The organism is Duganella sp. sic0402, assembly GCF_019219065.1.
Classification (GTDB): domain Bacteria; phylum Pseudomonadota; class Gammaproteobacteria; order Burkholderiales; family Burkholderiaceae_D; genus Rugamonas.
This window is the reverse complement of record NZ_JAHUWK010000001.1, coordinates 791,958-814,743: the sequence shown is the minus strand read 5'-3', so window position 1 is coordinate 814,743 and position 22,786 is coordinate 791,958. Positions and strand designations below refer to the sequence as shown.

Below are 22,786 nucleotides of genomic sequence, written 5' to 3'. Positions count from 1 at the left end.
TCAAGTCAGCGCCAGCCCGGCCAGGCTAGCCAGGCTCAATGCGCCGGCGGCTGCCGCCAGCGGTGCTACACGGCGCGGCCAGTAGGGCAGCAGGACTGCCGCCAGCAGCGCGCCGATGGTCAGCATGCCGAGCCAGGCGACAAGGCCGGCACCGGGGCCCCATAGCGCCACGCACGGCGCAATGGCCAATGCCAGTAGCAAGCCGCCGCTGACGCGGAACAGATAGCGCTTGCGCGCGGGCGCATCTTCGCCGTAAGCCTGGCGGTGGTGACGGTCGATGGCCAGTGATAGCGCGGCCATGCCGGCAAAGCACAATCCCAGCGCGGTCAGGACAGTAATAGCGTAACTCATGATGCAGCCTTTCTGGCCGCCTTTGCCGCAAATGCCAGCAAGACGCCGATGCCTATGGCGGTTAATTCAACAGCGGCGCGTTCGATATCGCGCTGCGCGAGGTAGCCTAGCACATGCTGGCCGGTGGTGGCCAGATTGAGCAACGGCAGCAGCAGGCACATGGCCGCGCCAGTCCACAGCTGTTCGCGCCAGGCCAGCGCCGGCCGGCGCAAGCAAGCGTGCACCAAGGCCAGCAGCCACACAGCGAAGAATGCCGCGACTTCCCATTCGTGCCGCTCCTCCAGCTTTAGCGGCAGCAGGCGGTTGGCCCACAGGAAGCCAATACAGGCCAGGCAAAGGCCTGCGATGGTGGCCACATTCAGCACCTCGATCAGGCGGTAGACGCGCTGCGTGGCGGCGCCGAACTCGTTCAACGCCTTCTTGCGGCGCTTGACCATGAACAGCAGCGCACCGGTGGCCATCATCGCGGTTCCGGCCATGCCGGCCACGAAGTAGATCCAGCGGATCACAGCGCCCGCGAACTGCAGGCGATGCAGATCGTCCAGCGTGGCCATGGTGGCGCGCGCGCCGTTGGGTGGTGCGCGGTGCGGCATGTCGATGCTCAGCACCGCGCCAGTGACGCCATTGAACTTCATCACGCCACGCTTGCTCAGCAGCTTGCCCTGCTGGGTGGCTGGCGTGTTGGTGCTGTAGACATCCACGCTCATCGCGGCATCGCCGGGATGGTTGACCACTACCGCGAAAGCCGGTGTGCGGAAGGTCGCCTCGGCCTGCCGAACCAGTGGATCTAGCGGTGTCAGTACGCCGGCCCTTCCGGTTGGTTTGTTTTCGGGGCCATATTCGCGCACATGCGCGGTGTCACCGGTGCGCAATTCCTGCGCCCACGACACGGCCGGCATATAGGTGCTCCAGCTGATCGCCAGCCCGCTGTAGACGATCATGAACAGGAAGGGCAGCGTCAGCACCCCGGCGAGATTGTGCGCGTCCAGCCAGGAGCGCTGGCCTTTGGCGGGACGGAAGGTGAAGAAGTCCTGGAAGATGCGCTTGTGTGTGATGACGCCGGAAATCAGCGCCACCAGCATTGCCGCTGATGCCGCACCCACGATCCACAGTCCCGTCAGGCCCGCGTGTAACTCGTGATGGAAGGTGACGAAATGCGTACCACCCAGCGTGTCTCGCACCTTGCTGACTTCCTCCGGCAATGCCTCGCCGGTGGCCGTGGACAGGTGAGCATCCTGGTAGTAACCATGCTCGTTCAGCCAGAAAACCTGGAATTCCGCTTCACCGGCGCGCGGCCAGAGCTCCCACATCTTGCTATCGGCGGCGTGCTGCTGCAAGTAGCGCAGCCCATGTTTAAGCTGCTGGGAATGATCCAGTGGTTCGGTGTAGCGTACCTCCCTGTGCTCCTGCGCTTGCTCTGGCCGCATCCAGTCCGAGATGGGATGCACGAACACGCTCAGCGTGCCGGTGAGGAAAATCGCAAAGGCCAGCCAGCACACCCATAATCCGGTCCAGGTGTGCAGCCACGCCATGCGCTGACGCAGGCCGCCGGTCATGACGATGCTCCGGCAAGCAGCGTCATGACGGCGAACGCCAGGCTGGCGCCCAGCAGCCCGCCCCAGGCGCGGCGGGTGCTGCTGGTGGCGAAAGCCCAAATGATGGCGGGAGCGTACAGCGCCAGCCCAAGCAGCGCGCCGCCCAGCATGGCGTCGCTGCCCGGACCGTTCAGCGCCGACAGCAAGGCGGCCGCCGTCGAGGCGAACAGATAGCCGCCGAGAATGGCGGCGGCAATGCGGTTGATCAGCATGTCTGTTCGGCTTAGCGGAAGCGGTAGTTCAGCGATACCGTCAGGTTGCGCGGGTCGCCGTAGAAGTTACCGTAGCCGGACGAGTAGTAATGCTTGTCCAGCGCATTGTTGACATTCACCGTGGCCGATAGCTCCTTGCTGATCTTGTAGCGCGCCATCAGCGCCAGCAGGGCGTAGCTTTGCTGCGTGAAGCGCTCGCCGTTTGGACCAACCGCATCCTGATAGATATCGCCTTGCCAGTTGACGCCGCCGCCCAGCGTCAGCTTGTCGAGCTCATAGCTGGTCCACAGCTTGAAATTGTTCAGCGGCTGATTGGTTTGCAGGCGCTTGCCTTGCGGGTCTTCGATGCGCGAATGGCCATAGCCGGCGGTCAGTTGCCAGCCTGGCTGGATCTGGCCAGTCACTTCCACCTCGAAGCCTTTGGCGGTGGCGCCCTTGATGGTGTGGTAGGCGTTGGAGCCGTCCGGCAGCACCAGCTGGTCCGCGTCCATTTCAGCCAGGTTATCCTGGCGCATGCGGAACACCGACACGCTGGCGCTCAGCAGGCCGTCCAGCAGGTCGCCCTTGACGCCGGCCTCCGTGTTCTTGCCTTCCAGCGGATCGATGACGCGGTTGTTGCGGTCGCGGTAGGTCTGCGGCAGGAAGATGCCGGTGTAGCTGGCATATGCCGACCATTGCGGCGTCAGGTTGTAGACCACACCTGCATACGGCGTGGCTTTGCCGCTGGTTTTCAGTTCATCTTTAATGGTAGGCGCGCCCCAGGTGACGCTTTCGGTATTGCGCTGCCAGTTGGAGATGCGGGTGCCGAGTATCAACGACAGCTCGTCGCTTGGGCGCAGACGCAGCGAGCCATAGCCGGCCAACTGCTTTTCTTTTTCAGTGTAGCTGCCGCTGATGGTGCCGACGTAGTTCGGTGTGGGCGAGTTGCCGTTCCAGGTGAAGAAGTTGGGCACGTCCGCGTCGTAACCGGGCAGTATCCACGATGGGTAGCTCGGACCGGTGTTCTTCATGTCCGAGGCGCTGATGCCGACCACCACTTCGTGCTTGCGGCCGAATGCCTCAAACGGACCGGTGGCGAAGGCGTCGATGGTCAGCTGTTCAGGCTTGCTGTCCCACTTGGTCTGCCACAGCGACAGGCCAGCGCCGGTTTGCCGGTCCAGCGAACCGCGCGCAGCGTAGCCTTGCACCGCGTCGTACTGGTTGGCCGCATAATTGACCGCGACCTTGGCGCTCCATTCGTTGGCGAAGTAGTGTTCCAGCGTGGCAAAGGCCAGGCTTTGCTTGCGGATGTAATAGCTGGAGCTGGACGCGCTGTTGATTGAACGCGGGAAGCTGGTCTTGACGCCGTCGCTGTAGTAAGCAGCGAAACCACGGCTGGCGCCATCCAGTTTTTCGTTCTGATAGCTGAAGCCTGCACTGAGCAGCGTCGAGGGACCCAGGTCTGCTTCAACGATGCCATAGAACAGATCCTTGTCCTGGTGGTAGCGGTCGACATAGGAATTGGCGTTCTGCTGCGCCACGACCACGCGGCCACGCACATGCTTGTCCTCGCTGAGCGGCGCGGAAACGTCGGCCTGGGCGCGATACTTGTCCCAGCGGCCCCCTTGCAGTTCGGCTTCCGCGCGCAGTTCGCGCGACGGGCGCTTGCGCACTAGATTGACGGCGGCGGCCGGGCTGCCGTTACCGCCCATCAGGCCGGCAGCGCCGCGTACCACCTCGATGCGTTCATAGATGCTGGCGTCGAAACCGGCCGGCTCCACCAGCTTGGTGGTCGGGATGCCGTCGAACATATAAGTGTCGATGGCGAAGCCGCGCGAGAACATCTGGTCGGTCTCGCGGCTGGCCGAGGAATGCTCCAGCGTGATGCCGGTGGTTTGCGCCACCACATCTTGCAGCGTTTCCAGGCGCTGATCGTCGATGCGCTGGCGGCTCATGACGCTGACGGCTTGCGGCGTTTCACGGATCGACAAATCCAGGCCGGTAGCGCCGGTGCTGCGGGCTAGCCCTTGGGAGCCGTCGGCCACTCCATGGACTTCCACCTGTGCCAGCGTAGCCGGAGCGGCAGCCGCTGTAGCACTGGCGGCGGGGCTGGCGCTGGGACTGGGCGTGGCGGCAGGCTTGTGCAAGGTTAGCGTGCCATCGGTGCGCGCCACCAATACCAGTCCGCTGCCCGCCAGCAGATGTTCCAGCGCGGCGCGCGGCGTGTAGCTGCCTTGCAGCGGTGGGCTGTTCAAGCCTGCGGTCAGCGCAGGATCGAAGGATAGCGACACGCCGGCACCCACCGCTACGCTGGACAGGGTGCGCCCGAGCGGGCCGGCTGGCAGCTGGTAAGTCTGCTGGGCGGCGGCCGGCGTCTCGGCCGCGATCGCGTTGACAGCGGCGTGGCCAGCGGCCAGGGTCATGCTGATCAGCGCAATGCGGACGGCGCGCGTCACGCGGCGCTCGGATGGATTAGGGCGGTTGGCTGGCATTCCGGGGTCTTCCTTTCGGTGGCAGATGGATGGTTTCTGCCTGTATGCCAGTTCAGATTCAAAAAAGTATCAGCAAAACGCAAAAATATTTTAATCGCGTGGAATCAGCGTGATCCAGTAGCCGCGCAGGCGCTGTACCGCGTCGACCGGATAGGTGGATACCAGCATGTCCAGCGCACGTTCGCTGTCGGCCACCGGGAAGGCGCCGGATACACGCAGCGCCGCCACAGCGGGATCAACCCGCAGCAATCCTTTGCGGTAGCGCGCTATCTCGGCTACCAGTTCATCGAGGCGCATTTGATCGGCCAGCAGCATGCCGGTGGTCCATGCGCTGCGCGCCGGATCTGCGGCGCGGACCGGGGCGATGTGGCGTGCGTTGAAGCGGCTCTGGCCGCCCGCGTCAATCACCAGCGCTACGCTGGTGGCGCTGGCTGGCGTGATGCGCACTGCGCCTTCCAGCACCGACACGCTGGTGCTGCATTCATGGCGACGCACATTGAACAGCGTGCCGAGCGGCTGCATGACGCCGTCGCCGGTGCGTACGCGCAGCGGCCGCGCATCCGGCGCATGGCTGCTACGGACCAGGATCTCGCCATTGCGCAGCACGATCAGGCGTTCCGCGTCGGTAAAGCGCACGTCGATGGCGCTGGCGGTGTTGAGCGTCACACTGGTGCCGTCATCCAGCGTGACCATGCGGCGTTCGCCGACAGCGGTGTGCAGATCGCCGGCCCAGGGCTGCGATTGCGCATAGCGCCAGCCCGCCCAGCCGGCCGGCACGGTCAGCAGCAGCGTAACGATGCGGGTGATGGCGGCGCGGCGCGCGTTGTCCGGCGCGCGGTTGAGGACTGGCATCGCCAGTTCCGGCGGCACCGCGCCCAGTTTGTCCAGCAGCCTTTCGGCACGCTCCCACGCCAACGCGTGCTGCGGATCGCTGCTGCGCCACGCTTCGCAGGCGGCGCGGTCAGCGCTGGTGGCGCCGTCCTGCAGGCGTACCAGCCATTCGGCGGCTTGTTCCAGCGCCTTGGGCGACACGCTGGCGCTCAAGCGGCGTCCTCCAGCATCAGCAGGCATTGCAAAAATGCCTGCTTCATGTAGCGCTTGATGGTGATGAGCGACAGGCCGAGATGCTCGGCGATGTCTGCGTAGCCGACGCCGTCCAGCTGGGCCATCAGGAAGGCTTGCTTGACCTTGGGCGGCAGCGCGTCCAGCATGGCGTCTATCTGGTGCAGGGTTTCCAGGATCAGCATGCGCTGTTCTGGGGAGAGGGTCGCAGGTTCGGGCAGGGCGGCCAGCGCTTCCAGATAGGCGCGCTCCAGCGCCTGGCGCTGATACCAGTTGACCAGTACACCTTTGGCGACGGTGGTCAGGAAGGCGCGCGGCTCGTGCAGGGCGGCCAGGTCGGCGCGGCCGAGAATACGGGTGAAGGTGTCCTGGGCCAGATCGGCCGCGTCGCTGGCGTTGCCCAGCTTGACGCATAGCCAGCGGTGTAGCCAACTGTGATGGTCACTGTACAGGGCGGTGAAATGCGGATGCGTTGCGGCGGCTGTCATTTTTGTGAGAATAGGAATTATTCTCATTCATTTTACATGAGGCTGACAGCCGCCGCAAGCCGCTTGCATGCAATTAATGCAATTACATGCGTGGTTCTCCAGTCTGCGCGTTGACAGCGATGGTGCTGCCTGGCGGGGTGCTCATTTGCACATGGTGGCGCACGCCGCGATAGTCATAGCTGACGTCCCAGTATTCCGGACGCGGGTTGCTGACGTTTTCGCAGCGGCGCACGTCGCGCGTGTAGCTGTTGTTGCGGTTGGCGACATTGTTGCCGACCGCTGCACCGGCGATGGCGCCGCCAGCGGTGGCGATGTCGCGGCCACTGCCGCCGCCAACCTGGTGACCCAGGATGCCGCCGATCAGCGCGCCGGCGATCACGCCGCCTGCGTTAGGGCGCGAAGGTTCGCTGACTTGCTGGCGTTCGACCCAGCAACGCTGCTCGGCCGAGCCAACCACCGCGCGTACGTCGCTGACAGGCACCTGGATAATCCGCTCGCTTGGGCGGCGGCGCCATTCATAGCTTGGCTGGGCGATCGGCGGCGGGGCTTCGTTCTGGTAGCGGTCGCGCATCTTCACCGGACGCACTGAGGAAATGCGGTTGTTCAGGCCCATGCCGCGCAGGGTTTCGTAGCTGCCCTTGCGCAGTACCATGCATTGGCCGCGGAAGTTGGCGTCTTCGCAGACTTCCCATTGGCCGCGTTCGACCACGACGGAGGAGGCGCGGTCGTTATAGCCGTTGCGGGCCAGGTCACGCACCTGGCCATTGGCGGTGTAGGCGCGGCCACGCCAGCCATCGCCCTCGTAGAAGGTAATTTGTGCAAAAGCGGCTTGCGAGGCCATGCCCATGGCGGCTGCAGCCACGGCGATTTTAATGGTGTTGTTCATTGTCTTCTCCTGATTGGATGAAGCCTAAGCATGAACCTATTTACAGATGGCATCTGTACGCAAGCGCACTATGTTTAAGGCTCAACCGAGTGGGCGCGCTTCAGGCAGCGCAGCACAAAGGTGGAGCGGCTGTGTTTCAGGCCTGGCAGCTTGTAGAGCTTTTTACGTAGAAATTCCTCGTAGCCCGCTGTGCCGGCCACGGCCACTTTGATCAGGTAGTCGTAATCGCCGGTGAGCAGATAGGCTTCCATCACTTCCGGCAGTCCGGCCAAGGCTAGTCCGAATTTTTCGAAGATGTCGTCATCATGGCGGTCCAGCGTGACTTCAATGATCACCGTATCCGGATAGCCCAGCGCGGTCTGGCTGATCAGCGCTGCGTAGCCTTCGATCATGCCGCCTTCTTCCAGCGCACGCACACGGTTCCAGCATGGCGTGGTGGAGAGGCCGACTTTTTCCGCCAGCTTGGTGTTACTCAGGCGGCCGTCGTTGCGCAGCTCGCGCAGGATGCGGCGATCCAGTTCGTCGATTTCCATAGTCGTCCAAGATGAATATTCTGCATATTTTACATTGATCAGGATATTTTGCTGCGACTGGAGTAAAATCGGATAAAAACAGGAAGCCTATTTTTCGCCATTCTGGCTATGCTGTGAGCATGGATACGACACAAAAAAGCTATCGCTTCTGCATCGAGCCGGATGCGCCCATCGCCACGCTGGAGGCGGCGTTGCAGGTGATACGGCGGCTGGATATTGATTTGCGCAGTCTGCGCACCACCGCCACGCCTTATGGCATGGAGGTGCAGGTGCGGCTGGCGGCGCCGGAGGAAGATATTCTGACGTTGTGCCGTATGCGGCTGCATAATCTGATCGGCATCCTGCCCATCCGTGAGATGCCGGCCCTGGTGGTGAACAACAGCTTGCGTCAGGCGGTGACGTAGGTGTATTTGATCAGGAAGACGATGGCGATCACCCACACCACCGGCTTGACCTGGCGCGCCTGGCCAGTCAGCAGTTTCAGGCCCGCATAGGTGATGAAGCCGAAGGCGATGCCGTGCGCGATGGAATAGGTGAACGGGATCACCAGTGCGGTAATGGCGGCGGGCACGCTCTCGGTGGTGTCGCTCCAGTCCACGTCGACAAGGTCACGCAGCATCAGGCAGGCGACGAACAGCAGCGCTGGCGCGGTGGCGTAGGCGGGCACGACGCCGGCAATCGGTGAGAAGAACAGCGCGGCCAGGAACAGGCCAGCTACCACCAGCGCAGTCAGGCCGGTGCGGCCGCCGGCTTGCACGCCGGCCGCGCTTTCCAGATACGCGGTGGTGCTGGAGGTGCCCAGCACCGAACCGGCGACGATGGCGCAGCTGTCGGCCAGCAGCGCCTTGTTCAGACGCTGCATGCGGCCGTTGACCAGTAGCCCGGCGCGCGAGGCGACACCCATCAGCGTGCCGGTGGCGTCGAACAGTTCGACCAGGAAGAACACCAGCACCACATTGAATAAGCCCATATGCACGGCGCCGCCCAGGTCCAGCTGCAGCAGCGTCGGCGTGATCGATGGCGGCAGCGACACAAAGCCGTGGAAAGTGTTCCCGCCAAAGAAGAAGCTCAGCGTCGTCACCGCGACGATGCCGATCAACAGCGCGCCCGGCACTTTCAGGCGGTCCAGCGTGACAATCAGCAGGAAGCCGAAGATGGCCATGATGGTGTGCGGATTATGCATGTCGCCGACGCGCACCAGCGTTTCCGGATTGGCCACCACCAGGCCGGCGCTTTTCATCGCGATCAGCGCCAGGAACAATCCCAGGCCGACAGTAATCGCCACCCGCAGCGAATGCGGGATGCCGTTGACGATATGCTCGCGCACCTTGAACACGCTGACGATGATGAACAGGCAGCCGGAGATGAACACTGCGCCCAGCGCGGTCTGCCATGGCACGCCCATGCCCAGCACCACCGCGTAGGCGAAGTAGGCGTTGAGACCCATGCCCGGCGCCATGCCGATCGGGTAGTTGGCGTACAGGCCCATGATGATGGTGCCCAGCGCGGCTGCCAGGCAAGTGGCGACAAACACGGCGTCCTTGGGCACGCCGGCGTCGCCGAGAATGGCGGGATTGACGAAGATAATATAAGCCATCGTCAGAAAGGTGGTCACCCCCGCGACGACTTCGGTACGCACATTGGTGCCGTGTTCGGAGAGCTTGAAATAATGGTTTAGTGACGGCATGCGCGCTCCTGCTGGTTCTGCTGATTACATCGCGAGGGCGAAGAATAGCACGGATGGTGGCCGCATACCGGCAGTGTCAAAAGCACAAAAAGATGTGATAATGAAAAAATAGTTGTCTTACGCACCTCAAAAATCTATGGAATCAGACTTTATATGAAGGCACGTATCTGGGGCGCGCGCGGTTCCTTGCCGGTGGCGCTGAATCACCAGCAGATCCGCGCCAAGCTGGTCGCCGCGCTGCAAGGCGCCATCGGCCGCAATCTCGACACTCCGCAAAAGGTCGAGGACTACATCGACCATGAGCTGCGCTTCGAGGTGCGCGGCACCTATGGCGGCAACTCAAGCTGCGTGGAGGTCGAGGCCTGGGACCAGGATCAGGTCGATGAGCACATCATTCTGGACCTGGGTTCGGGCGTGCGTCCACTGGCCGGCGCCAAGCTTGCGAAGTATGGGCCGGGCAAGCCGCAAACCTACCATGTGTTCATGTCGCACCTGCACTGGGATCACATCATGGGATTCCCGTTCTTCACGCCGGCCTATATTCCGGGCAACCGCATCATTATTTATGGTTGCCACCAGGAGCTGGAGACAGCTTTCCGCCGCCAGCAGGAGCCGATCAGCTTCCCGGTCAGCTTCGATCAACTGGGCGCGAGCGTGGAATTTGTGCAGATGACGCCGGGCGTGCCGATCCAGTTGCGCGATGTGACGGTGACCGCCAAGCTGCAACTGCACGCCGGCGATTCGTATGGCTATCGCCTGGAGCAGCACGGCAAGGCGCTGATCTACAGCACCGATTCCGAGCACAAGCTGGATAACGCCGGCGAGCGTGTCGCGTTTGTCGACTTTTTCCGCGATGCCGACCTGGTGATTTTCGACGCGATGTATACGCTGGCCGATGCGATTTCGGTCAAGGCGGATTGGGGGCATTCGAGCAGCGTGGTTGGCGTGGAGCTGTGCCAGCTGGCCGGCGTGCGCCAGCTTTGCCTGTTCCATCACGAACCGTTCCACGACGATGCGCGCATCGCGCGCGCGCTGGAGGAAACGCGCCATTACGCCAAGGTGACCGGCGAGGCGCCGCTGGAGATTGTGTCAGCCTACGATGGCATGGAAATTACGCTGTAGTTACAATAGCGGCCTAAAACCATAACATCCTCACCAAAACAGGAACCAGGCATGACCGAGTTTTCCAACGATATCTATACCGAACCGCATCCGATCGACGTCAACACCCTCAACAACCTCGGGCCGCTGGCACCGATGGCCGGCATCTGGAAGGGCGAGCGCGGGCTGGATATCAAGCCCAAGGCCGACGGCGCGCGCAAGCAGGCCTATGTCGAGCGCATCGAGCTGTATCCGATTGATCCCGTCACCAACGGCCCGCAGCTGTTCTACGGCCTGCGCTACTTGATCATTGTGAACAAGCCGGACAACGTCAAGACCTATCACGAGCAGGTTGGCTACTGGCTGTGGGAGCCGAAGACCAAGACCGTGATCCAGACGCTGGGCATCCCGCGCGGCCAGATCGCCATGGCGTCCGCCGTGGTGGAACCGGATGCAAAGGAATTCGAACTGGTGGCGCGGCTGGAGTCCGATACCTATGGCATCCGTTCGAATCCCTTCCTGGAATTCGGCTTCAAGACCACCGAGTACCGCATCAAGGTCACCATCAACGATGACGGCAGCTGGGGCTACGAGGAAGACACCGTGATGCTGCTGCGCGGCGAGGAAGAGTTCCATCACCGCGACCGCAACCTGCTGCACCGCGTGGCCGATCCGGTGCCGAATCCGCTGGCCAGCGGCGTTGCCGCTTAACTGGCGATGACGTAACCGTCGCGGCCATTGCGCTTGGCCGCGTACAGCGCGGAATCGGCGCGCGCCAGCAGTTCCGGCGCCGATTCCTCATCGCCCTGGTGCAGCGCCACGCCCATGCTGGTGGTGACCTGGCGCGGCATGCCCTCCACGGTGAAGGGCGGACGCACCGCTTCCACGATCTTGGCGGCCAGCCGCGATGCTTCCTCGGCGCAGGACACCTGTTCAAATACGATCACGAATTCATCACCGGCCAGCCGCGCCACGGAATCCGAGGCGCGTACGCTGGCGATCAGGCGCGCGGCAAATTCCTTCAGCACCAGGTCACCCGCGGCGTGGCCGCGCGTGTCGTTGATGTCCTTGAAGTGATCGATGTCCAGATAGGCCAGCGCCACCGGCTTGCGGTTGCGCCGCGCCCGCGTGATCGACATTTGCAGGATTTCCTCGAACATCAGGCGGTTGGCGATGCCGGTCAGGCTGTCAATACGCGCCAGATGCTTGAGCCGCTCCTCGATCTGCTTCATGTGCGTGGTGTCGTGGGTCAGCGAGTAGATGCCCAGCACTTCACCGTCCGCGCCAAGTTCAGGGACAAAGGTGGTTTCCAGGGTATGCGGCCGGTCGCCCATGCGCGCCTGTAATTCGTAGCTCACCATTTCGCCGCGATAGGCACGGTCCAGGTGCGGCTCCGCTGTGTAGTAATGGTCGGTGCCGATGGCTTCGGCCGCATGGCGGCCCAGCAGTGTTTGCGGATCGATGCCGAACCAATGGAGGAAGGTGTGATTCAGGAACTGGAACTTGCGTTCGCGGTCCAGATAGGCAATCAGCACCGGCAGGTTATCGGTCAGCAGCTTAAGGCGTTTCTCACTGGCGGCTTGCTGCAATTCTGCGTTTTTGCGCTCGGTGATATCCAGCGCCATCATGTAGAAGCCGAGTACCTTGCCGTCAGCGCCGATGTCCGGCACCAGGTCGCCCATCATCTGGCGTTTGAGGCCTTTATGCACGCCTTCGCGTTCGTAATGCACGCGCTGGCCGCGCAGCGCCGCCTGGCTGTGATACGCCAGGCTGTCGGCGAACTCCGCGCCCAGCACCTCGTACACGGTCTTGCCCAGCATGCTGCGCGGATCGAGGCCCAGCAGCGAGCGGAAGTGTTCGTTGGTGAAGCGGTAGCGCAGGTCGCGGTCAATGTAGGCGATCAGCGCCGGCATGCTGTCGGCGACGGTGCGCAGGCGCTTTTCGCTGGCGGCGATCTGCTGCTCATACAGTACCCGCTCGGTGATGTCATGCAGGAAGGCGGTGGCGTGGTATGCGCCGTCGTGGCGCAGCGCGCCCAGCGACAGTTCCACCGGTATCTCGTGGCCGTCCTTGTGCATGGCGTTGAGCCGCATGCGGGAATTGAGCATGGCGCCGGAGCCGCCGCGCGCAAAGTACAACATGCCGGATCGGTGCGCGCCGCGCTGCGCTGCCGGCACGATCAGGTCGGCGATGTCGTGGCCGACGGCTTCTTCGCGCGGGTAGCCGAAGGTGCGTTCGGCGGCGGCGTTCCATTTTGTGACGATTCCGCTGTTATCGCAGCTGACAAAGGCGTCGGGCGCGCGTTCCAGGATGCTGCTGATCAGCGATTCGCTGTCGCGGATGGCTTTTTGCGCGGCTTCGCGTTCCGCCATCAGTTCGTGGAAGGCCGCGCTTAACTCGCCGATTTCGCCGGCGCCATGCCGTTGCAGCACGCTGATATCGGCCACGCCGGCGCGGATGTCGTTGACGTTGCGGTGCAGCCGGTCCAGCGGTTTGAGCAGGTCGCGGATCGCGCGCCACGCCATCAGTCCGGCGATGGCGGCAAACAGGGCGGCCGCCAGCATGGCGTGGTGGCGCATCTGTATCATCGATGCGAACGCTTCTTCGACCGGGAAGCGGGCACCGATAATCCAGTCGGTCTGCTGCAACTGCTTGTATGAATAAATGCCTGCGCTGCCTTCCTTGTTGGCCGCTTCGGTCCAGCCTTCAAAGCCGCGCAGCGCCATTTCGGTGGCGCGGTTGTAGCCAGGCCGGGCGTTGATGTGCTCCAGCAGCCGCTTTTCATCCGGATGATGCAGCAGGATGCCGCCTTTGGTCATGATGAATACGAAGCCGCCTTTACCCGGCTTTTGCGCCGCCACCTGGTCAAGGAATGCCGCGTTGCTCAAGTCGATGCTGCCGCCCAGTAGCATGGCCACGCCGCCTTGCGCGTCGTGTACCGGTTGCAAAATCATGATGGAGGGGAGGCCGGTCAGCACACTTTTATATGGTGGCGAGATGACGGTCTTGCCGCCGGCCAGCGCGTTTTCGAGGAAGGCGCGGCTGCGCGGATTGAGCGCCAGTGCGGCTGCCGCATGGTCGCCCTGGGTGTGCAGCAGGCTGCCCTGGCGGGTGAACAGGTGCAGGTTGAGGAATTCCTTGCGCGCCACCGGATGGCGGTCGACAAAGGCCTGCATCGCACGCGGATCTTCGCCGGCGTCGAGCGGGATGGTGTCGGCCAGGCTGGCCAGCAGCACTTTGCGCGACGCCAGTTGTGCATCCACCTGGGCGGCGGCGGAGGTCAGGAGCGCGTACTGCTGGTCGCCGATCACGCTTTTCATGTCGCGCTCCGCCAGCAGCAAAGCCACCAGTGTGACGATCAGCGTGGCGGTCAGGACCAGCATGACCACGACGCCGGTCATACGAAATTTGAGGCTGCGTGGTAGCGTTGCAAAAACGGCCATGTTGCGGTGGGTGGTCTGCGGTGCTTTGAGTATGTCATACCCTGCATGGCAAAACCAGCGAGTACAATGCGCGCTGCGGTAACGCCACAGTCGGCGTGCCGTTCTTTACAAGGAATGCGGATTATGCTGCGGGCGATTTTGTGGGATAACGATGGTGTGCTGGTCGACACCGAGCAGCTGTTTTATGAAGCCAACCGTGATCTGTTCAGGCCATTCGGGCTGGAGCTCAGCGCGCAGCATTTTTTCGACTGGTATCTGGCGGATAACTGCGGTGCGTGGCATTTGCTGCAGCCGCCATTGAGCAAGGCGGCGATTGAGGCGGAACGCAGCGCGCGCAATGTGCGGTATGCGGCGCGGCTGGCGTCCGAGCATATTCCGGCGATAGACGGCGTGGCCGAGGTGCTGGCGGCGCTGTCGCCGCGCCTGCGGATGGGCGTGGTCACCAGTTCCAATGCCGACCATTTCGATATCATTCACCAGCGGCTGGATCTGCGCCGGCATTTTGAGTTCGTGCTGACGCATGAGTCCTACGCGCACAGCAAGCCGTCGCCGGAGCCGTATCTGCTTGGTCTGCAACGCCTGGGTGTCAGCGCTGATCAGGTGCTGGTGATCGAGGATTCACCGCGCGGCTTGCAGGCCGCGACGGCGGCCGGCATCCGCTGCATCATCCTGCGCAATGCGCTGACACGGCATCATGATTTCCCCGGCGCCTGGCGAGTGGTGGACACTATGGGGCAAGTGCAGGCCGAGATTGAAGCGCTGATGGCGCCTGGCTGAACTGAGCACCGTGCAGTTTGAACACGCTGACTGCCTGCACCAGGTGCGTGGCCTGTTCCTGCATGGTGGTGGCGGCAGCCGATGCTTGCTCGACCAGCGCGGCGTTTTGTTGCGTGGTCTGATCCATCTCGGTGATGGCGCCATTGATATGTTCAATGCCGGTCAGCTGTTCCTGGCTGGCGTTGGCGATTTCGCCCATGATATCGGTCACGCGGCGCACGCTGGTGACGATCTCCTCCATCGTCGCGCCGGCCTGATCGACCAGGCGCGCGCCGGCGTCTACCTTGTCCACCGAATCGCCGATCAACTCCTTGATCTCCTTGGCGGCGGCGGCCGAGCGCTGCGCCAGGTTGCGCACTTCCGTCGCCACCACGGCAAAGCCGCGGCCTTGCTCGCCGGCGCGCGCCGCTTCCACCGCAGCGTTCAGCGCCAGGATGTTGGTCTGGAAGGCGATGCCGTCAATGACCGAGATGATATCGACAATCTTGCGCGACGAAGCGTTGATCGAGGCCATGGTGTCGACTACCTGCGCCACCACCGCGCCGCCTTTGCCTGCCACGTCGGACGCCGATATTGCCAGCTGGTTGGCCTGATTGGCGTTGGCGGCGTTCAGTTTGACGGTGGACGTCAGCTGCTCCATCGACGATGCGGTTTCTTCCAGCGAGCCTGCCTGGCGCTCGGTGCGCTCGGACAGGTCCAGATTGCCGGCGGCGATTTCTGCCGACGCGGTGCCGATCGAATCCGTGCCTTTGCGTACTTCGGCGACAATCGAAATCAGGCTGCCATTCATCTCACGCAGCGCGGCCGATAACTGGCCCACCTCATCGCGGGTACGCACCTGAATATCGGAACTCAGATCGCCGCCAGCCACCGTCCGCGCGACCCGCACCGCATAGCTGATCGGACGCACGATGCTGCGGGTGACATACCAGCCGGCCAACAGGCCAAGCGCGGCGCCGGCGACACCAAGCGCGATCATCAGCGCGCCGGAGCGGTTGGCGGTTTGTTCGGCGTGCTCGCCCGAATCCCGCATCAACTGCGCCTGGAAGGCGATCAGCTTGTCCAGCGCTGCCACATAGTCCGTTTGCGCTGCACGCACCTTGTGCAGCAGCAGGCTGGCCGCGCTGTCCTTATCGCCAGCTTTGACAGCGACGATCAACTGGTCGCGCAGCGGCGAGTAGACGGCGCGCGCGTCGTTTAACTCCTTGAACAGTGCCAGCGCCTGCGGCTGTTTCAGCATGCCGCCCAGCTGGTCGAGCAGGGCGCGGATTTCCTTGCTGCGCTGTTCGATCGACGCGTATTCGGCATTCAATTCGCCTGCGTCGATCAGCAGCAGGTCGCGCAAGCTGCGGGATTGTTGGGCAACCCGATCCTTGACGTCATTGAGCAAGCCGATTTTCATATAGCGGTCCTGCACCACCAGTTTGATTTCGTCGCTGGTAGCACGCAGACCCAAGGCGCCGACCACCACCACGATCACCAGCAGTATGGTGGTCAGTGAGAAACCAATAGTCAGGCGATGGCCGATCTTCAAATTAGAAATATTCATGATTCAGAATTCTAGTAATTGCCATTAGAGATGTAGAGTGTAGCCAAAATAATCATGCAGAGACAGCAATATTTCTTACTAGAATGAATATATTTGCACTGGAAGCAACAACTTGCGGAATTGAAAATACGTGTGTATAATTACAAGCAGTATTGCTTTACGTGAAATAAAAACATTGCCTTGGTAGGGCTGGATGTTTTGAGAGGGCCGCCGTTCGATTGAACGGCGGCCCTTTTTGTTTGTTGGGCGCTCCGCTAGAATGCGGCGACCTTTTATCGCCCCAGGAAAACATGCATCTGATACAGCGCACTTTGGCCGCCGCAGCGCTCGCCGCCGGCCTGCTTGCCGCCGGTTTCGCCGCCGCCAGCGAATGCCCGATCCATTACGTCGATGGCCGTCTGCCGGAAATCCGCAACAGCAAAATGAGCACCGCCACCACCGAGCTGTGCTACGGCGTGTTTGGCGTGATGCACAGCGGCGTCACGCGCACGCCGCTGTGGTCAGCCGAGCACCTGACTGCGGAAAACATACAGGCCGCCAGGACGCTGTCGCGCGAAAACACCTTCCATCCCGAGTCCCGCTTGTCCGCCAAGGCGCGCGCGGAATTGTCCGATTACGCCCGCAGCGGCTATGATCGCGGCCACATGGCGCCCAACGGCGACATGCCGGACCGCGCCACCCAGCACGAGAGCTTTACGCTGGCCAATATGGTGCCGCAGGACGCTGAAGTGAACCGGCATATCTGGGCGGGCATCGAAAGCGTGGTGCGCAAAATGGCGCAGAAGGAGGGCGATTTGTACGTGATTACCGGCCCGGCTTTCATCGGCGGGAATTTGCGCAAGGTTGGCAATGTGCTGGTGCCGACGCATTTGTACAAGCTGGTGTACAGCCCGCGCCAGCATGCGGGCGCCGCCTATTTCATCGAGAACCGTGCCGATGCCCAATATGAAACCTTGAGCATTGCGCAGCTTGAAGAGAAAATTGGCATCGACCTGCTGCCGTCGTTGACTCCGGCGCAAAAGCAGCTAACGCTGCGCCTGCCCAATGTGCGCCAACGGAAGGATAAAAAATGAGCAAATTCACCCCCTACAAGAATGAATCGGACGTGCTGCATATCGGCGGCCTGAGCATCGAGAACCGCCTGGACCGCGTCACTGTCAGCGGCGATATCGACCTGACTGCCGATAAAGCCGGCCTGGCGGACGCCCGCGCGCTTCAGCAATTGCTGACGGACATTGTTGCCAAGCTGGAGGGGCAAGCACTGCCGGAGCAGCTGCCGCCGCCTGTCATTACCACGGTCGCCAATCCCTTCGAATAAGCTGTTGCACATAGGTATCTTTAGCCGATCTCCAAGGCAATTCCGAGGTGAAAGGTGCTATCCTTGCATAACTTTTTGACCGTCCCAAGATTGCGCAATAATGAGCCTGACTACTGGTAATAATTCGATCGATTCGCTGGTGGAATCCAGCTGGAAATCCCAGGCTGGCCAAGCCGTCACCCTGACCTACAGCTTCCTCACCCGCGTGCCGAGTGACGCCTCGACCGAGGACGCCAACGGTTTCAGTGCGATGGACTCGGTGCAAAAGGACGGCATACGCGCAGCCTTGGCTTCGTGGGCGGCCGTCGCCAACATCACTTTCCGGGAAGTTTCGTCGAACGGCAATCTTCAGATAGGCACCAATGACCAAGGCCGTTCCAGCAGCGGCTATGCCTACCTGCCAAACGGCGTTGATCCCACGCCTTTGTATCTGAACAATACCGGCAGCTACAGCAAAGATTTTTCCGCTGGATCGTTCGGCTTGTCGGTGTTGATCCATGAACTGGGCCATACGCTGGGCCTGAAACACCCCGGCAATTACGATTCACTGGGCAGTGATATAGGCGGTCCATACCTGCCAGCCTCGACGGATAATCTCGACTATACGCAGATGTCGTATCACTCGGGTTCTGGCTTTAGCCTGAACGGCCTGTATGGTGTCACGCCGATGCTGTACGACATCCAGGCCATCCAATACCTGTATGGCGCGAATATGAGTTACCACACCGGCGCCGATACCTACAGATTTGTCCGCAGCTCGGCGCCTCAGGCAATCTGGGATGCGGGCGGCACCGATACGTTCGATTTTTCGGCGACCACCGACGCCACCATCATCAACCTGAACGCCGGCACTTTCAGCTCGACTGCGCCTGGCTATAACAATATCTCCATCGCCTACAACGTCACGATTGAGCGCGCCATTGCTGGCAGAGGCGATGCGACCATTTACGCCAATGACGCTGGCAATACCATTATCGGCGGCGCCGGCAACGATGTCATTTATCAGGGTGCAGGCAATGATGTGATCTCTGGCGGTGGCGGGAACGACAAAGTGGTGTTCGCCAAATCGCTGTCCTCGCACATTATTAGCGGCCAGTCGAGCAGCTTGTCCGTCAGCGGCGAGGGGATGGATAGCCTGAACGCCATCTCCACGCTGCAATTCAGCGACGCGACGATATCGCTGGCCAGCTTCAATTCGATTTTGAGCGGCACTGCCAACAATGATGTGCTGACGGCCGGCGCAGGCAGCCAGCTGATTACCGCTGGCGGCGGGCTTGATCTGGTGAACTTTGGCGGCAAGCGTGCCGATTTTGTGGTCTCGGCTGAAAATGGCGGGGTCACGTTCAGGGACCAGGTTGGCAGCGGCGGCACCGACTTGCTGGCCGGTGTGGAGCGGGTTGAATTCAGTGACAAGACTGGGCTGGCGCTGGACACCGACGGCGTTTCCGGGCAGCTGTACCGTCTGTACAGCGCGGTATTCGATCGCGGGCCGGACGATGTTGGCATGGGCTTCTGGCTTTACCGCATGGATCATGGCCAGGCTTTGCTGTCGGTCGCCAGGGGATTTATCAACAATCCCGAATTTGAAGAAGCCTATGGCGCCAATGCCGGTAACGATGTTTATGTAACCAAGTTGTACAACAATGTGTTGAACCGCGCGCCGGATGCGGCCGGTTTCGCGGTGCAACTGAACGCGCTGAATAATGGCATGTCGCGGGAGCAGTTGCTGGTGAACTTCTCCGAGTCCGCCGAAAACATTGACTTAATCGCCAAGATCATTCCAGTCGGGATTGCTTACACGCCTTGGTTGACAGTCTGATCACCGCTCATCGGCGCCCGGCAGGCTGATGCGGTTGCGGCCCATGTGCTTGGCGCGGTAAAGCGCTGAGTCGGCCGTCGCTACTAGCTGGCTGGGGTCGTTTTCGGGCACCACCAGCGCGGTAGCCGCGCCTATGCTTACGGTCACCACATGCTGCTTGCTGCCGAGGTTGGGCAGGCGCAGCTGTTCGACCCGGCAGCGGATACGTTCCGCGACAATCGCCGCGCCTTTCAATGACTGATTCGGCAGGATCACCGCAAATTCCTCGCCGCCGTAACGCGCCACCAGATCGTTGGTGCGCATCTCGCTGGACACCGCGCTGGCGATGCGTTGCAGGCATTCGTCGCCGCCCAGGTGGCCGTAGGCGTCGTTGTATTGCTTGAAGTTGTCGACATCGACCATGAGTAGTGAGAGTGGCTGCTGGTTGCGCAGCGCGCGCTGCCATTCGGCGTTCAGCGTGTCGTCAAAGCAGCGGCGGTTGGCCAGGCCGGTCAGGCCGTCGCGCGTCGCCAGCTGCTGTAGCGCGACCTGTGCGCGCTTTTCGTCGGTAATGTCGCGCAGCGTTTCCACGACCGCCAGCAGCTTGCCGTCGCTGTCGAAGATCGGGCTGGCGTCTGCGGCCAGAAAGCGCCGCCGGCCGACGCGCGGCATATCGCACCAGTTTTCCGCACACAGATTGTGATCGCTGCTGCTGCCCTGGACCACCAGGTCGGCCAGCGTTGGCCGCTGCTCGTGGTAAAAGCTTTTCCAGTGATCCGAAGTGCCCAGCACTTCCCATGCCGCCGTGCCGGTCAGGCGTTCGCAGGCGCGGTTCCAGATGATGACCTTGCCGGCGGTGTCGATGACAAAGGTAGGGATCACCAGCAGTTCCATCAGCTTGAGGGCAAAGCCGTGCTGCTGGTTTGCTTGCGAAAATTCCATTAGGTGCTGGACTTTTTGTATTCCGGTCATGGCGCGCCTTTGCTTAGGAGTACAAGGGGAAGGACATGGTCAGCGCCGTGCCGACGCCCGGCATACTGGCGATGTCGAAGCGGCCGCCAGCCTCGGCGACGCGCTCGGCGATGCCGCGCAAGCCGTGGCCGCGCCGCTGCTGTGGCAGGCCGACGCCGTTGTCGCGCACCGTCAGGCTCAGGCTATGCTCCTGGCGGCACAGGCCGACGCAAACTTCGGAAGCGTGCGCGTGCCGCACGATATTACTCAGTGACTCCTGCAGCACGCGATAGAGTAGTTGGTCCATGTCCTTGCCGGGCGTGGCGGCGAAAGCTGCCGGCTCGGCGTCCAGCCGGCAGCGGACGCCGCTCAGGCGCGAAAATTGCGCAATCTGTTGCTGTACCGCGCCTTCCAGTCCGGATTCCAGGGCTTCGGCGTCCAAATCGTGGACAATGGAGCGCAATGCGCGGGTGGCTTGGCGCACCCGTTCCTGCATCGGCGCCAGTTGCAGGTGCAGCGCCGGATGCTGGCTGGTCAGCGTCGCCGCGCTCATGCCGAGCGCCAGCAGATGCTGCCCCAGGTCGTCATGCAGGTCGCGGCCGATGCGGCGGCGTTCGGCGTCGCGCAGCGATTGCTGGGCGGCGGCCAGGCGCACAATCTGGCAGCGCGCCTCGCCGAGCGCGCGGCGCGCTTGCAGGTGCTGGCGCCAGCATAAAAATAGTCCGGCGACGCAAGCCAGCAGGCAGCCGCCGGCGCAGAAGAAGTCGATTTCAAGCAAGGCTGGCGCGTATCGCATGGTGTTCTTCCCAGGATGACCCACAAGCCACCTTAGCCCGCTTGCCGCAAAGAAGCATTGTGGAATGTCAACGTTTTTCAGTCTTTGGCTGTTGCTATCCGGATTGTGTGGCGTGAGATATAATTGAGGGTTGTCCTATCAGGAACTATCGTGACTTACAGCATCAAAGAGATTTTCTACACGTTGCAAGGTGAGGGCGCCCACGCGGGCCGTCCGGCCGTGTTCTGCCGTTTTTCTGGCTGCAACCTGTGGACTGGCCGCGAGAGCGACCGCGCCAGCGCCATTTGCCAGTTCTGCGACACCGACTTTGTCGGCACCGATGGCGAAGGCGGTGGCAAGTTCAAATCGCCTGAAGAATTGGCAGCCACCATCAACGCACTGTGGCCGGAGACGTATGCCGCCAGCAAGTATGTGGTGTTCACCGGCGGCGAACCGCTGCTGCAACTCGACAAACCGCTGATCGACGCCATGCACGCGGTCGGCTTCACCATCGCGATTGAAACCAACGGCACGCTGCCGGTGCCGGACGGCGTGGACTGGATCTGCGTCAGCCCGAAGATGGGCTCCGAGCTGGTGGTCAAGAAAGGCAGCGAGATCAAGGTGGTGATCCCGCAGGCGAATCAGGACCTGTCACTCTACGAACAGCTGGACTTCGAGAATTTCTACGTGCAGGCCATGGATGGCCCGCTGGCTGATTTCAATATCAAGCTGGCGATCGAAACCTGCAAGCGCAACCCGAAGTGGAAGCTGAGCTTGCAGACCCATAAACTATTACAGATACCATAAGAGAGCAATTCGTGCTGACCATCACCCGCAAGCTGGAGTTCGACGCCGGCCACCGTATTCCTGATCACAAGAGCCAGTGCCGCAATCTGCACGGTCACCGCTATACGCTGGAAATCACGCTGACCGGCAATATCATTGACGTAGAGGGGAATTCCGACAACGGCATGATCATGGACTTTTCCGACATCAAGGCGCTGGCAAAGCAGCATCTGGTCGATGTCTGGGACCACGCCTTCATCGTCTATGAAAAAGACAACGCCGTGCGCGAGTTCCTGGCGACGCTGCCGAACCATAAAACCGTGGTGATCGACCGCATTCCGACCGTGGAAAACCTGGCCCACGTGGCTTTCGGCATCCTGAAAGCCGCTTACAAGGACCGCTACGGCACCGGCCTGCACCTGCACAAGCTGGTGCTGCACGAAACCCCGAACTGCTGGGCTGAAATCACCGATGGCGTCTGACGCCTACATGCGCCTGGCGTTGGAGCAGGCGCAGCAAGCGTGGAATCTCGGCGAGGTGCCGGTGGGTGCCGTCGTCGTCAAGGATGGTGAAGTCATTGCGGTTGGCTGTAACCAGCCGATCGGCCAGCATGATCCGACTGCGCATGCGGAAATCGTCGCGCTGCGCGCCGCCGCCGAAAAACTCGGCAATTACCGGCTGCCGGGCTGCGAGCTATATGTGACGCTGGAGCCGTGCGTTATGTGTTCCGGCGCGATGATGCATGCGCGTCTGGCCAAGGTAGTATTCGGCGCCGCCGATCCCAAAACCGGCGCCTGCGGCTCGGTGCTCAATCTGTTTGAGCAGGAGCAGCTGAATCACCACACCGAGGTTGTCGGCGGCGTCATGGCCGACGAGTGCGGCGCCATGCTGAAGAACTTTTTTGCCGCCCGCCGCGCGGCGGCCACGGCAGCCAGACGCGCCACCCAAGAGTAAAAGTGGTATGCTCAATCCCACCGATGGTTCGGGATTGAGGGAGACGGCG

General features: G+C 61.9%; 23 protein-coding genes. 10 read left to right on the top strand and 13 right to left on the bottom strand.

Annotation, left to right across the window (positions count from 1 at the left end; all coding sequences use genetic code 11):
* The 8 genes from KW842_RS03455 to KW842_RS03420 form a co-directional block, all read right to left on the bottom strand.
* A complete protein-coding gene (locus KW842_RS03455; protein WP_218302669.1) occupies window positions 1–351 on the bottom strand; it encodes a DUF3325 domain-containing protein in 351 nt (116 codons plus the stop codon).
* Window positions 348–1,907, bottom strand: coding sequence for a PepSY domain-containing protein (locus KW842_RS03450; protein ID WP_218302668.1), 1,560 nt, complete (start codon window positions 1,905–1,907; stop codon window positions 348–350). The genes KW842_RS03455 and KW842_RS03450 overlap by 4 nt, the downstream gene beginning before the upstream one ends.
* A complete protein-coding gene (locus KW842_RS03445) occupies window positions 1,904–2,158 on the bottom strand; it encodes a DUF3649 domain-containing protein (RefSeq protein ID WP_218302667.1) in 255 nt (84 codons plus the stop codon). The genes KW842_RS03450 and KW842_RS03445 overlap by 4 nt, the downstream gene beginning before the upstream one ends.
* A gap of 11 nt (window positions 2,159–2,169) precedes the next feature.
* On the bottom strand, window positions 2,170–4,629 hold the full coding sequence (locus tag KW842_RS03440; RefSeq protein ID WP_218302666.1) for a TonB-dependent receptor: 2,460 nt from the start codon (window positions 4,627–4,629) through the stop codon (window positions 2,170–2,172).
* 90 nt (window positions 4,630–4,719) lie between these two features.
* Window positions 4,720–5,673, bottom strand: a complete 954-nt coding sequence (locus KW842_RS03435; protein ID WP_229223458.1) for a FecR domain-containing protein — start codon at window positions 5,671–5,673, stop codon at window positions 4,720–4,722.
* On the bottom strand, window positions 5,670–6,179 hold the full coding sequence (locus KW842_RS03430; protein ID WP_218302664.1) for a sigma-70 family RNA polymerase sigma factor: 510 nt from the start codon (window positions 6,177–6,179) through the stop codon (window positions 5,670–5,672). Before KW842_RS03430 ends, KW842_RS03435 begins: the two co-directional genes overlap by 4 nt.
* Window positions 6,180–6,261: 82 nt before the next feature.
* Window positions 6,262–7,065: a beta/gamma crystallin-related protein gene (locus tag KW842_RS27700; protein ID WP_218302663.1), complete on the bottom strand. Its 804-nt coding sequence runs from the start codon at window positions 7,063–7,065 to the stop codon at window positions 6,262–6,264.
* 74 nt (window positions 7,066–7,139) lie between these two features.
* Window positions 7,140–7,598, bottom strand: coding sequence for an Lrp/AsnC family transcriptional regulator (locus tag KW842_RS03420; RefSeq protein ID WP_218302662.1), 459 nt, complete (start codon window positions 7,596–7,598; stop codon window positions 7,140–7,142).
* Window positions 7,599–7,717: 119 nt separating this feature from the next.
* Here KW842_RS03420 and KW842_RS03415 point away from each other — a divergent pair, with 119 nt between their 5' ends.
* Window positions 7,718–8,002, top strand: coding sequence for a hypothetical protein (locus KW842_RS03415; protein ID WP_218302661.1), 285 nt, complete (start codon window positions 7,718–7,720; stop codon window positions 8,000–8,002).
* Here KW842_RS03415 and KW842_RS03410 read toward each other — a convergent pair.
* Window positions 7,987–9,285 carry an NCS2 family permease gene (locus KW842_RS03410; RefSeq protein ID WP_218302660.1) on the bottom strand — a complete coding sequence of 433 codons (1,299 nt, stop codon included), beginning with the start codon at window positions 9,283–9,285 and terminating at the stop codon, window positions 7,987–7,989. The genes KW842_RS03415 and KW842_RS03410 overlap by 16 nt on opposite strands.
* Before the next feature lie 153 nt (window positions 9,286–9,438).
* Here KW842_RS03410 and KW842_RS03405 point away from each other — a divergent pair, with 153 nt between their 5' ends.
* Window positions 9,439–10,407 carry an MBL fold metallo-hydrolase gene (locus KW842_RS03405; RefSeq protein ID WP_218302659.1) on the top strand — a complete coding sequence of 323 codons (969 nt, stop codon included), beginning with the start codon at window positions 9,439–9,441 and terminating at the stop codon, window positions 10,405–10,407.
* A 51-nt stretch (window positions 10,408–10,458) separates the two neighbouring features.
* Window positions 10,459–11,097, top strand: coding sequence for an FABP family protein (locus tag KW842_RS03400; RefSeq protein WP_218302658.1), 639 nt, complete (start codon window positions 10,459–10,461; stop codon window positions 11,095–11,097).
* Here the strand turns inward: KW842_RS03400 and KW842_RS03395 are convergent.
* Window positions 11,094–13,769 (bottom strand): PAS domain S-box protein, encoded by a 2,676-nt coding sequence (locus KW842_RS03395; RefSeq protein WP_218302657.1) that lies wholly within the window; start codon window positions 13,767–13,769, stop codon window positions 11,094–11,096. The genes KW842_RS03400 and KW842_RS03395 overlap by 4 nt on opposite strands.
* 183 nt (window positions 13,770–13,952) lie before the next feature.
* On the opposite strand from KW842_RS03395, the gene KW842_RS03390 reads away from it, so the two are divergent.
* Window positions 13,953–14,606: an HAD family phosphatase gene (locus KW842_RS03390; RefSeq protein WP_218302656.1), complete on the top strand. Its 654-nt coding sequence runs from the start codon at window positions 13,953–13,955 to the stop codon at window positions 14,604–14,606.
* On the opposite strand, the gene KW842_RS27695 is transcribed toward KW842_RS03390, so the two are convergent.
* Complete coding sequence (locus KW842_RS27695; protein WP_218302655.1) at window positions 14,557–16,155, bottom strand: methyl-accepting chemotaxis protein; 1,599 nt, start codon at window positions 16,153–16,155, stop codon at window positions 14,557–14,559. The two genes, KW842_RS03390 and KW842_RS27695, sit on opposite strands and share 50 nt — an antisense overlap.
* 290 nt (window positions 16,156–16,445) lie before the next feature.
* Here KW842_RS27695 and KW842_RS03380 point away from each other — a divergent pair, with 290 nt between their 5' ends.
* The 3 genes from KW842_RS03380 (at window position 16,446) to KW842_RS03370 (ending at window position 19,292) form a co-directional block, all read left to right on the top strand.
* On the top strand, window positions 16,446–17,228 hold the full coding sequence (locus KW842_RS03380) for a DNA/RNA non-specific endonuclease (RefSeq protein ID WP_218302654.1): 783 nt from the start codon (window positions 16,446–16,448) through the stop codon (window positions 17,226–17,228).
* A complete protein-coding gene (locus tag KW842_RS03375; protein WP_218302653.1) occupies window positions 17,225–17,473 on the top strand; it encodes a hypothetical protein in 249 nt (82 codons plus the stop codon). Before KW842_RS03380 ends, KW842_RS03375 begins: the two co-directional genes overlap by 4 nt.
* Before the next feature lie 100 nt (window positions 17,474–17,573).
* The gene (locus KW842_RS03370) at window positions 17,574–19,292 is read left to right on the top strand and encodes a DUF4214 domain-containing protein (RefSeq protein ID WP_229223457.1); all 1,719 of its coding nucleotides are present in this window, start codon (window positions 17,574–17,576) and stop codon (window positions 19,290–19,292) included.
* Here the strand turns inward: KW842_RS03370 and KW842_RS03365 are convergent, their stop codons facing one another.
* Window positions 19,293–20,213 carry a GGDEF domain-containing protein gene (locus KW842_RS03365; protein ID WP_218302652.1) on the bottom strand — a complete coding sequence of 307 codons (921 nt, stop codon included), beginning with the start codon at window positions 20,211–20,213 and terminating at the stop codon, window positions 19,293–19,295.
* Window positions 20,214–20,256: 43 nt separating this feature from the next.
* Window positions 20,257–21,018: a sensor histidine kinase gene (locus KW842_RS03360; protein ID WP_218302651.1), complete on the bottom strand. Its 762-nt coding sequence runs from the start codon at window positions 21,016–21,018 to the stop codon at window positions 20,257–20,259.
* 150 nt (window positions 21,019–21,168) lie between these two features.
* On the opposite strand from KW842_RS03360, the gene queE reads away from it, so the two are divergent.
* Genes queE through tadA form a run of 3 tightly spaced genes read left to right on the top strand, consistent with a single transcriptional unit; the run spans window position 21,169 to window position 22,737 of the window.
* The gene (gene queE, locus KW842_RS03355) at window positions 21,169–21,804 is read left to right on the top strand and encodes a 7-carboxy-7-deazaguanine synthase (RefSeq protein ID WP_218302650.1); all 636 of its coding nucleotides are present in this window, start codon (window positions 21,169–21,171) and stop codon (window positions 21,802–21,804) included.
* Window positions 21,805–21,815: 11 nt separating this feature from the next.
* Window positions 21,816–22,265 carry a 6-carboxytetrahydropterin synthase QueD gene (queD, locus tag KW842_RS03350; protein WP_218302649.1) on the top strand — a complete coding sequence of 150 codons (450 nt, stop codon included), beginning with the start codon at window positions 21,816–21,818 and terminating at the stop codon, window positions 22,263–22,265.
* Window positions 22,255–22,737: a tRNA adenosine(34) deaminase TadA gene (gene tadA / locus KW842_RS03345; protein ID WP_229223455.1), complete on the top strand. Its 483-nt coding sequence runs from the start codon at window positions 22,255–22,257 to the stop codon at window positions 22,735–22,737. Before queD ends, tadA begins: the two co-directional genes overlap by 11 nt.
* Window positions 22,738–22,786 lie beyond the last annotated feature (49 nt).